This is a genomic window from Wolbachia endosymbiont of Nomada ferruginata (assembly GCF_001675785.1).
GTDB lineage: Bacteria > Pseudomonadota > Alphaproteobacteria > Rickettsiales > Anaplasmataceae > Wolbachia > Wolbachia pipientis.
In genome coordinates, this window is the sequence record NZ_LYUY01000031.1 from 1 (window position 1) to 12,399 (window position 12,399).

The 12,399-nt window shown below is 32.9% G+C and carries 4 protein-coding genes; 1 reads left to right on the top strand and 3 read right to left on the bottom strand.

Features of this window, described 5'->3' with window-relative positions; genetic code table 11:
• Both BA053_RS02760 and wmk read right to left on the bottom strand, forming a co-directional pair.
• On the bottom strand, positions 1 to 532 hold a 532-nt coding region (locus BA053_RS02760), incomplete at its 3' end, for a JAB domain-containing protein (RefSeq protein WP_065106728.1).
• 170 nt (positions 533 to 702) lie between these two features.
• Positions 703 to 1,626 carry a WO male-killing family protein Wmk gene (gene wmk, locus BA053_RS02765; RefSeq protein ID WP_065094619.1) on the bottom strand — a complete coding sequence of 308 codons (924 nt, stop codon included), beginning with the start codon at positions 1,624 to 1,626 and terminating at the stop codon, positions 703 to 705.
• Between the two features lie 97 nt (positions 1,627 to 1,723).
• On the opposite strand from wmk, the gene BA053_RS02770 reads away from it, so the two are divergent.
• A complete protein-coding gene (locus BA053_RS02770) occupies positions 1,724 to 2,617 on the top strand; it encodes an Rpn family recombination-promoting nuclease/putative transposase (RefSeq protein WP_065106729.1) in 894 nt (297 codons plus the stop codon).
• A gap of 331 nt (positions 2,618 to 2,948) precedes the next feature.
• Here BA053_RS02770 and BA053_RS02775 read toward each other — a convergent pair whose 3' ends face one another.
• On the bottom strand, positions 2,949 to 12,317 hold the full coding sequence (locus BA053_RS02775) for an ankyrin repeat domain-containing protein (protein WP_218914975.1): 9,369 nt from the start codon (positions 12,315 to 12,317) through the stop codon (positions 2,949 to 2,951).
• Positions 12,318 to 12,399 lie beyond the last annotated feature (82 nt).

Sequence of the window (12,399 nt, forward strand, 5' to 3'; positions counted from 1 at the left end):
CTGATGGTTCTAAGCGTCCCCCAGGATGATTGTGTGACATTATTACTAATGTTGCATTCTTTATTAATGCTTTTCTTATAATTTCCTTTATGTACACTGGTGCTTTTTCCATTTCACCAATATAGGATTCTTCTCCGATTAGTTGGCGCCTTTTATTCAAGTACAGTATTTTTACACATTCCCTCTCTGCATGACCTATACTTACGTTCAAGTATTCTACTAGCCCTTGTAAGTCCATGATTGGTTCTCCCTTGAGCTTTTCTCTCAGTACCCTTTCTAGTGTTTCCTTAACGCACATAATCATTGCTACTGCAGAATCAGTTACTCCTTCTATAACTTTCAGGTCATCCATTTCTCTACCTAAAATCCTTCCTACTCCCGTATAGCTATTCACCAGATTTTTAGCAATTTCTTGAGCTTGTGGCCTTTCATGTACTGCACTTAAAAACGTTTCCATTATTTCACGATCAAGTAGTGCTTTGCCTTTGCTTTCTAATATTCTGAATTCGATTTCTTCTTTACTTTTATTCATATAATTTACCCTTCACTAACAACAAACTTTTTTTAGATATTTACTGCTGTTTTTATCAGCATTGGCATAGAGCCATAGCTTTCGAGTGAAGTCAAATCAATTTCTCAATCTTTTTTACTTATTTTTTCATCTAAGAGTAAAGATATTAATATATATACTGATTTTTTATTTTAAATCTGTTGAATTTCGCCTAAAGAGAGGCCTGTTATTTGCAAAATAATATCGGTAGAAATTCCTCCTTTCACTAAATCCTTTGCAATTTTCATCTTTTCTGCTCTTTTCACTTTTTCCTCGCAAATTTGTATGCTTTCAAACAGAGATTTTATTAGCGCATAGCGTAATTCTTGACTCTCAATTTTTTTGTATTCTTTTATTAAATCAGGTAGCTCACTTTCTACTATCTCATCTTCCTCTATGAGCAGATCTGTAATGCTAATTGATAATGTTTCTGCTATTGCATATAATTTTTCCAGTGGAATGGCCACACGTCCTTGCTCATAGTTGCTTATTTCATCACGTGTTGTATCCATTTTCTCAGCCAAATCCTTTTGAGTATACTCCCGTACTGCCCTCCACTCCTTTATCTTTTTTCCCATTTGGCAGTAGATAGAACCAACTTTTTCTTCAACACATTCATCAGCAGAGAGGCCAATTGCCTGCGAAACAATATCAACAGAAATCCCTGCTTTAACCAGGCCCTTTGCAATTTTTACTTTCTCTGCTTTTTTACTACTTTTCTCACCAACTCGGGTAAATTTTGTTAGCAAGTAAAACACCTTGCGCAACTCTTGATCATTAATCGTTTTATATTTTCTTACTAGATTTAATATTTCCTCTTCCTCGTCTTCAAGGCGGATTTTTTCATTTGATACAGGAATCAGATCCGTAATACTAATTGATAACACCTTTGCTATAGCGTATAACTTTTCAATCGAAATTTTTCGTGTTCCTTTTTCATATTGTAGTACTATTTGATACGTTACTCCGATTTTTCCCGCTAAATCTCTTTGAGTATATCCTCGCTTTAACCTCCAGTTTCTTACTTTTTGTGCTATTTGGTATCTTAGAGAGACAGTAGTAGTATGCTTTGCCATACAGAAATAAATATTATACAGGTTAACATAAATCAAAATTGTTGAACATTTCTTCACAATTGTGTATAATTATTAATGCTTTTTATCTTACTTTCTCATGGCTCTTTCGAAGTTTCTTGACGCACGCAACGATTATGCATTTAAAAGAATATTTGGCACCGAGAAGAATAAAGATATTCTTATTCATTTCTTGAACGATATTTTGGGCTTCACTGGCTTAGCTGCTATTCACGATGTTGAATTCTTAGCTACCATTTTGGATCCTGAAATTGCCGCTAAAAAGCAGAGTATTGTTGATGTTCTTTGTAAGGACTCTCAAGGTTCAAGATACATCATAGAAATGCAGTTCACTAAGAGCAAAGGCTTCGAAAAGCGTGCTCAATATTATGCTGCTAAAGCCTACTCAAGTCAAGCTGATCAAGGTGATAATTATCATAATCTCAAGGAAATTATCTTTATTGCTGTTGCTGATTGTATTATTTTTCCAGATAAGGATGAGTACAAATCTAATCATGTCATTTTAGATCAAAATAGCTTTGAACATGACTTAAAGGATTTTTACTTCGTATTCATAGAACTACCAAAATTTACAAAGACAAAAGAAGACCAACTAGAAAATATAGTAGAAAAATGGTGTTACTTTTTTCGCTATGCAGGAGAAACAAGGGAAGAGGATCTAGATAAGATAGTTGGTAGTGACGTAATAATAAAACGAGCTTATGAAGAGATGGATAAGTTTAATTGGTCAGAAGAAGAGTTACTAGCATATGAACAAATGAAAAAACGTATAATGGATGAGATTGCTGCTTTTGCTCAAAAATTTGATGAGGGTCTTAGACTAGGTCAAGAAAAAGGTAGACAAGAAGGTAGACAAGAAGAAAAAATCGAAGTTGCAAAAAACTCACTCAAGGCCGGTGTCTCTATTGATGTTATAGCTCAAATTACTGGTCTCTCTCATTCTGAAATTTTACAACTCAAAGAAAAAACATGATATTCCTACTTATTCGCTTTAACATTTATGAAAACCTTCTCTAAGTTAGACATATCCCCTAATTAAGAATCTAGTGAACTGTCTAAAATGGCTATAAAGATTGCACATAGAATTATATAAATTACTATCATAACGTTATCCAAATTTCTGTATCAAAGCTACGTGCTGTAAGTTCAATATGGAAAACACATTAACCACTTAGCATTTAATGTCTACTTCATCCATTTTAGTATTAAGACTATCAAACTTGCTACTGGTTTCCCTAATTATTTTGGCTACCCTCACTTTAAATTTTCCACTACTTGGCATATTATACCTTCCGTATTCTCATCTACTTACTCAAAGTATTTCCAAGCTTGGTTACTCCTACATCAGAAAGACAAGTTGATACTTTATCCTTTGGTAGGACATTTGTACAAAAGCACTTCTTGCACTTTTCTAAAACATTATTTAACCCAACATTACCACTAAATTCAACTCCTCTTTCAAGACTTGCTGTTATTTCTGGATATGCGTCTTTAATTTCAACACGTATTCTAGCTTGTTCTTTTGAGCCCAAATTTCTTATTTTACCTTCTACAAATGAATCAAATTTTCTAAGAGCGAACTCAACTGCAACTTCTCTACTTGGTATAACTTCTACTCCTTTGCTTATTAAGTTTTGATAGCGTCTACCTGGAGTATCATCTAACGCATCGGCAACACAACTCGCAAGGGCAATATTTTCATTATTTAGGAAATTATTCCAACCAACAGATGATATACTTTGTGGTATGTTGTTATTATCACTTTTTACATTAATATCATCATTCTTATCTGCAATGTTGTATTGAGTAGGTAATCCAGGAATTATAGAGAAAGTGCTAGCTGCTAATTTTTTTGCCCAGGAAATACAATTATTTATCCACGAATATGGTCTTGTGCCACTACTTGCTGCTATCTCATGTTGATTACTTGAATCTATAGCAAGAGTTTTACGTGATAAGTGATTCTGATGACGATTGTGATCTCCATGGTGATGACGGCGTCTGCGTTGTACAGGCTTTTCTCTTTCTTGATTAAGTTTTTCTTCTAAATATTTTACAATGTTACTATGTCCTCTGCCTCTAGCAATATCTAGTGGTGTCCTATCAGCTTCACATTTAGCATTAATATTGGCCCCTTTATCTATCAGGTACTTCACCATATCCAAATGACCGCTCCAAGAAGCCCAGTGCAGTGGTGTATGACCTTGTTTATCAGCACTATTAACTATTATCCCTTTATCGAGAAGAAACTCTATAATATTCCTGTGATCGTTTATAACAGCAAAATGTATAGGCTTTCTGCCAAGAATATCCTCAGCATTAACATTAGCTCCCTTACTAGTAAGAAACTTAGCAACATCTAAATGACCTTTCAATGTAGCCCAATGTAGTAATGTACACCCATATTTATCAGTAGCGTTTACATCAACATCTCTCTCAACAAGAAACTTGACCATGTTCAAGTTACCACTCCAAGCATAATAATATGCACCATGCCTATCTTTGCTCACATCCTGAGCAATAAGACCTTTAATTTTTTCAAGATAATTACCTTCTACAGTAGTCAATAATTCTTTATCTAAGTGTGCCTGCATTAAAACTCTTTTTGCATCTGAATTAAAACCAGAACCATCTAGAGGTGTTTTACCATTGTTATCTTTAGCATTAATATCAGCATTATTGCTTATAAGGCACTTCATTGCATCTAAGCGATTGAACCATGAAGTAAGGTGTAGAGGAGTTTTACCATACTGGTCTCTAGCGTTAATATCAACACCTTTATTTATAAGGTATTCTGCCATATCTGAGTAATTATAAATAGAAGCAAAATGTAATAACGTCCAGCCATAACTATCTTTAGTTTCTAAGCTAGTACCTTGACTTACAAGATTTTTGACTTTAATAAGATTATTTTCCAGTACAGCAATCAACAACTCATTATATTTTTTATATAGGCCTGATTGCGCTTGCTTTAAAATTTCTACTATATCTGTGTAACCTTTTTGATCAGCAATATCTAGAGGTGTTTTTCCATCTTTGTCTTTAATATTAACAAGATTAGCTCCTCTACCTATAAGATACTTTGCTACATCTAAGTGACCATTCCAAGAAGCCCAATGTAGTGGTGTCCAACCACTATTATCCTTAATGCTAGCATCAATTTTCTCCTCATCTACAAAATATTTTACTATATCCAGCTTACCGTTGGAAGCAGCGCAGTGTAGAGGAGTTTTACCACTATTATCTTTGACTTCTAAACTATTTTCTTTGCCTATGAGACATTTCATTGTATCGAAGTAACTATTCACAAGATCTGAGGCACTATCTAGAGATGTGTTGCATGAAAAAGTTCTACCATCATTGTATTTTATCTCTAAAATAGCCCATTTGTCTACGAGATATTTTACTATATCTAGCCTACCCTCATAAGCAGCATAATGCATAAGAGTCCAGCCATCATTATACTTAGTGTCTAAACTAGTGCCTTGACTGACAAGATTTTTAACTTTGCTAAGATCACCACCTTGTACTGCAGCTATCAATTGTTTATTCAGACTTAATTGAGTTTGTTGCAAATACTCTACAACATCATCATGTTTTTGACCAGTAGCAACATCTAAAGGTATTTTACTATTCTTGTCTTTAGCATTAATATTAGCCTTTTTATCTATAAGATACTTTACTACATCCAGATGACCACCCCAGGAAGCCCAATGTAGAGATGCCCAACCATTATTATCTTTTATGTTAACATCAATTTTCTTTTCATCTATAAAATATTTTACTACATCTAGCTTACCATTGTAAGCAGCATAGTGTAGGGAAACTCTACCACTATTATCTTTGACTTCTAAACTACTTTTTTCACCTGCAACGAGATATTCTACTACATCTAACTTACCTCCATAAGCAGCACAATGCATAAGAGTCCGGCCATCAATATACTTAGCACCTAAGCTAGCTCCTTGACCTACAAGACTTCTAATTTCATCAAGATTACCATATTGTGCTGCAATCAATAATTCTTTATCTAGTTGCACTTGTTTTAAATACCTTTCTACATCATCGTGTTTTTGATCAGTAGCGGCATCTAGCGGTGTTATGCCACCTTTATCTTGAATGTAAATATCAGCTCCCTTATCTATAAGGTACTTTACCATGTCTAAATGACCATTCCAAGAGGCATAGTATAGAGGAGTGCGACCATCTCTATCAGTATCATCAATGCTCATTCCTTTGCTGAGGAAAAATTCTATAATGTCTTTGTTATTATTTTCAGCAGCAACATGTATGGGTTTCCTGCCAAAAATGTTCTCAACGTTAATATTAGCACCCTTTTCTATTAAAAAGTTAGCAACTTCTAAGTAACCTCTCCATGCAGCAAAATGTAGCGGTGTCCAACCATTTTTGTCAGACTCATTAACATCAACACCTTTCCCAATAAGGTACTTTAGTATATCCAAATTACCACTATAAGAAGCATCACATATAGAGGGACCACAACGATGATCTTTACCCTCTAAACTAACACCATTTTCAACAAGGTATTTAAATATACCAAAGTGACCTTTTAATACAGCATTGCGCGAAGGAGTGTTACCATCTCTGTCTTTAGTATTAACATCAGCTCCTCGATTGACAGAATCTTTTACTTTGCTCATATCTCCAACTTTTGCAGCATCTAGCAATTCTTGATCTAATTCTTCTCTAGCATTACTGACAATATCTCTAACTTTTCTTACAGTAGACCCACAATCTTCAATTATCCACATCCCTTGCAGAACCTGACCTCCTGGAATCCAAGTAAATACTCTACGCCTATCATTGTCATATTTAGCATAATCAGCAGCATATAAATGTTCTTTAAGCTTAACATTCATTATAGAACAGTTGTTACCATCAGGTTTAATCATCCACACATCTCGTGCAACTCTTCCCCCTGAAATCCAAGTAAATACCATTCGTCTATCATTATCATAATTAAAATAGTTACTAGCAGCATACAAGGTTTCATTAAATGCAACATTCACTATATAAAAATTGTTACCATCAGGTTTAATCTTCCACCTAAACTTATCATTTTCTTCATTCTTTGGAGTCCAAGTAAATGCCATTCGTCTGTCATTATCATAATTGAAACATTTGTTAGCAGCATATAAATATTCATCCTGATAAACGTTCTTTATACATACTTTTGAAGCAAATATTGCATTCCTTACTGATTTTGGTAATCTATTTTCTAGCTTTTCAAGGCTAGATCTTGTTTCTAAAGGAACTTTAGGATAATACTTCATCTCCATTGCTTCTTTAATGTAAGAAGCTAACTTAAATATTGCATTATCATTTAGATCACCACTCTTTTGCATTGCATCAAATACAGCTATGTAACCTGAAATCAGCTGACCAATATAACCATGACTGCGTACACAGCTTAATATTTTTTTCGTATCTACTCTTCCATATGCATCATCTACAACTTCTTTAATTATATTATCAAATAAGTTTTTATCAAAATTATAAATTCTATTAGTAAGTTCAGTGGTCGAAGCACTACAATTACTCGATATATTACCATCCAGCTTTCTCTTTGCTTTACTTTTTATTGAATATCTTAACTCTTCTATAAAAGACTTTGCCCACTTTTTTACATTAGATGAAGCATCTACTTGATTTATAATTTCCTTCCTTATACTCTCAATCTTTCCCATCATCTTATCTGGGTCATTACTTTCAGACTCGATATCAACACTCTTATTAAGGAAGAATTTGACCATATCTAGATTACCATTGCAAGCAGCTACACGTAGAGGTGTTCTACCATTATTATCTTCAGCAATAATATTAGCACCTTTATCAACAAGAAGCTTAGCTATATTTAACTTACCTTCTTGAGCAGCCCAGTGTAAAGAATTACAACCATGAATATCTTTGTCTTTAACATTAACGGATCCTCTATTAAAAAGAAGCTTAACCACATCTAATCTACCTTCTTGAATAGCTACATATAAAGGTGTTAATTCGTGCTTATTTTCGGTATCAATATTTCCAATTCTTCTGATTAAGTCTTCAGCTTCACTGATGTTATTTTGTACTATAGCATTAAACATCTGATTTTTTAATACAACCACTTTTTCTTTATTAAGGTCCCCTATAATATCTTCTGAGTTACAAGTAGAAATTATACATTTCGAGTTAGAGAGTATTGTATCATTAAAAGCAAATATCATCTCTCTTGCTGGCTGGTAGGTATTCCAATTCTCTACTTTTATTAGAGTATTATTTTTATGTAATAGAACTAAGCTATCATTAATAACTTCTGCATCAAAACCTAATATAGATTTATCTCTGAAATCGACTAAACCAATATCATTATTATTAATTGGCTGATTATGGTAAATCTGTAATCCTTGTTCATCTGGTTTGTAATATCTGAAAAAATTAGGATTTGTTTCTATATGTTTAAGTTCTAGATTTGCACTATCGATTTTGTAAAATTTATTGTTTATCCGCAATATAATGTATTGATGTTCTGGACTTTTTAAGTAATCAATTAAACCAATAGATAAAGACCATCTGATGCCCTTACTATCTAATATTGTAATATTTTGTATTTCTAAACTGTCTTCCGTAAGATCAGAAATTGGTTTGTTATAGCATTCGTTTATATAATTCCTTTCACCTTCCCTTATATTTATACTATTAATATCCATTACATTTAATTCAGCAAAATCGATAATGTCATAAGGTATGCTTTGATGAAGCACCGCTCTATTTTTTATCTTTAAATTAAGTCTTATAGGAGATGAAAGGGGATCATACTCTAATGTATGATTATATTCTGGTAGTTTGATAATATACTGATATTGCCCTTTTCCCCCTTCTACTATGATGTCTTGATAGTGATTACATTCTATCATATAGCGATTATAATCATACTTTCCTCTATTGTCGTGGTATCTTTGGTAACTACTTGCAAAATCGGAATTATTATAACTGAAATCAACAATTATCTGATCTGAATATACACCACCAATTATCACTTTTTCTGCAGGTATTCCCATGTAATTTTTAGTGACTTCTATTTTAGATACTGGAATGTTTAAATTATTATTGTTAGCAATATCTTTTGTAATTTGGTATGCATTAGGTAACTCTAGATTTAAAATATTTGCTTGTATAAATGCTTTTAATTTTTTTTCACCATTTTGTACAACTTCTCCATCAATATCCTTTCCTAAACCATTTAACTCTTGATACCAGATATCCTTTACTATATCAGATAAAGACTTATCTTGTATTACTACAGATTCTGTTATTCCCTGATATTTTGCTTGAATTACTAAGTTTTTAAAATCATCTATTTTAGTACTCGAAACAATACTTTCCATATCATCAGCTAAAAGATTTAAACTATAGCCACCTTTTCCTATATCTTCACTTATCTCCAACTGTGTAATATTAGCACCTTGAACATCTATTACATCAAAGTTTTCTTTTCCTGTATCACTTAAATCACTCACTATCTTAGCGTTATCACTATTATCATTAACAATAAATATTGTTTGTTTTAACCCTCTATAATGCACATTTTCTTTATTTACTACTCTAACTTCATAATCTTGATCTTGACAATCAAATGAACCCTGATGCACTTCTGTATTTTTTACGTTAATTAACCTTGTTTTACAGTGAGTAGTAATATTTTGTTTGCTATCAGAGTTTGACACATAGTTATACGTATTAACTAATTTTATATTGTTACTACCATAATGTATTACTCCTTCATGCAAATCTACTACAACATTATTAGCTTTAACATTCATTACTAGAGTATTTTCTTTTCCTGCTCCACCTTTGAGGGTACCAGACATAGAATTATTAATAATAAAAATAGTTTCATTGTTTTTAGAGCCAATATAACGTATATTACTACCCTCTGGAATATGCATTACTGCTGGATAATTTGCTGCTGCTGTTAACGTTTTTGGCCCTGAAATATATAATATCGATCCTCTAGGAAATGTTTGCTTTTTTGTATTGCCAGGATCTTTCCTTTTCGGATTAGTAAAAATAAAAGGTTCGCCTGAGAGAGTAAAGCTCTCTTGACAGTTTCTATAAATTTTGCCACTGTTACATGGAGCGAACGCATCGTCACCTGTGTGCTTTGTATTGATTATTTTGCTGCATTGAGATTTTTGTATCGGATTTGTTAATGGTGCATCTACAACTCTTAAACCAAGATTTTCATATTCATATTCATATTCATATTTTGTTAGATGAGGGATATGTTTTGCACCTGTATTAACAATATAAACTTTCTTTTCTTCGATCTCTTGATAGCATTGAGGACTATTCTTTATACCACAGATAAACCTTTCCCAACCTTCACTCATAACCAAAGTATAAGGTGTCATAGTCAATATCTTAGAGATATCAATAGAAGACAAATCTCTTTTTACACTAGAAGCTATATTAATCTTGTCAAAAGAGATATCTTTATATTTTTTTTCTAAATCACATGTCCACTTCATCTGCGTCGCACAACCAGGACCATACGATGATGGCATAATACATATAGGCTGTGCACCCATATTTTTAATCACCTCACTATGTTTCTCTTCAATGGAGATTACGTATTGTACAACCGCATCTATGTCATAATTGTCATTTAACAGTTTAATAGCTGCTTCTTTTACGTAAGTTAAATAACCTTTTATTCTAATTGTATCTTCATATTCTTTTTCTACATCTCTTCCTGTAAAAAACTTAATCACCCCTGCAAAAAATACTTCCGCTTGTTCACCACCAGGTAATAGAGGCACTTGCTCTGCTATTGCTTTAGTATACTCCATTCTTTCATGAATTTTTACGCCCATTGTTATCAATACATCAGCAACCATAGTAACTACTGCTGCCCTACCTAAAACTTTGCCTGCAGCAGATAAACCCCTTAAAATCTTAGTAGTAGCACTTACACTTTTTATCGTAAAACTAACCCCTGCACTTATAGGCCTTATGCTCATACTTGCTAGTTTTACACCACTACTTGTTGTCCAATAATAATTTAGTGGATGATTATTACCTTGAGCTATTTCGTTTATACTGTATCCAAATTGATAAGCAATGGTTGCAAATGTAATACTTTGAACTACAGGATTACTGATAACCTTAACAAAAGCTTGACGTGCAGGCCCTGGTATTTTACCAATCAGTTTTCCTACTTTACTACTAGGAGAAATATTTACACTCGTCCTAACATCATCCATAGCATCTAGTATACCATTGATACCAAATACTTGCTTTAAAGCATCATTATCATGCCGTCCAAGTGTTGCTGTATCACCTATACTATCAAGCAAGTCATATATAGCCATAAGGGAGAAAAACTTTCCACCTTTTACTCCTTTTATTTTTGCTGAATCAAATTTATTACGATCAAATGCAATTCCTTTTTCTTTAAGGCTGCTTTCTACATTACTAATATAATCTGCAAAAACTTTTTCACCAAGATCATCAAAATGACTTTTAAACCTGTCGAAAGTATCTTCCCTAACTCCTTTTGCTAATAAATTCTGTTTAATTTCCTTTACAATATCATTGTAATCTTGATTAGTTTGAACATCACCTATGTCTTCAATGTATTTTTTATTCTCTAACAACTGCTTATCATTTGATAGTTGATGTAATTTATCAAAGATTACTTCTTTTCCATCTTGAAATATACTATCTAGCTTTATTCTATAATCATCAATTTTTAAATAATATTCGCTACCTTGCTCTTTAATTTCTTCTATTATAGCATACTCTTTATCGCTGCTTACTTTTAACTTTATCTCAAGATTTTTCTCATCCAGTATATAATTTTCTATACTCTTAATATTTGCAGCATCATCTATCATTAATTCTTTATCATTACCACTATTGTCTTTGAATTTTACATTTACTTTACCACCATCAATCCTCACTTGAGGAGAATCTATTGTTATAATTTTTGTGTCATGAGCTTCAATACCAAATAACTCTTTAATAAGTCTTTCTTTTTCATCCTCTGTAATCTTTTCTTCATCAAACGAATCTATGCAGGCCATACTTACACTTCTTTCTCTTCTTGGCTTTTTACTTGGTGAATACTCCGGCGATGAAGATTTTCTTTTAGAACACTGCCCTACAGTAGGCAACATATGATGTGAACTATGAACTACTCCAACAGGAATAAATCCTTCCTCAGCTGTCCTACTTGTTAAAATAAGTTTATTCGGATTATTAGATCCTTTATCGAAAACAACACCGATAAATTTTACCTCATCACCATCTGTAAGTGTTTTATAGGTAACACCTTCTTTGTACTCTTCATTTATTTGATCATTTGCTTCCCTCAATAAAGCTTGAGCCCCTTTACCCTGCCTTGATGCCTTAAGTTCTAACCCTATTGGAGTGTACTCCTCAGCATTTCCACCTTGAGCCACAAACTTAATACCATGAACTAGCATGTCAATACGTTCCCCTCTACCAGTTTGAAACTCAGTTAAAACTAATGCTCTAGTTTCTGGTGATTCCTGTAATTTTAAGTCACTATAATAACTAAACACTCCATTCAATATTCCATGGAAATGAGCTTCTTTATTAACGAGACTCTTAAAAGGAAAGATCCCTTCTCCAATTTTTTCTAACAATTTATTATACTCGTTTGTTGATAAAGACTGAGTATCCAATGCTTGATCAAATGTTTCTTTTAATTCATTAGGATAAGGAACT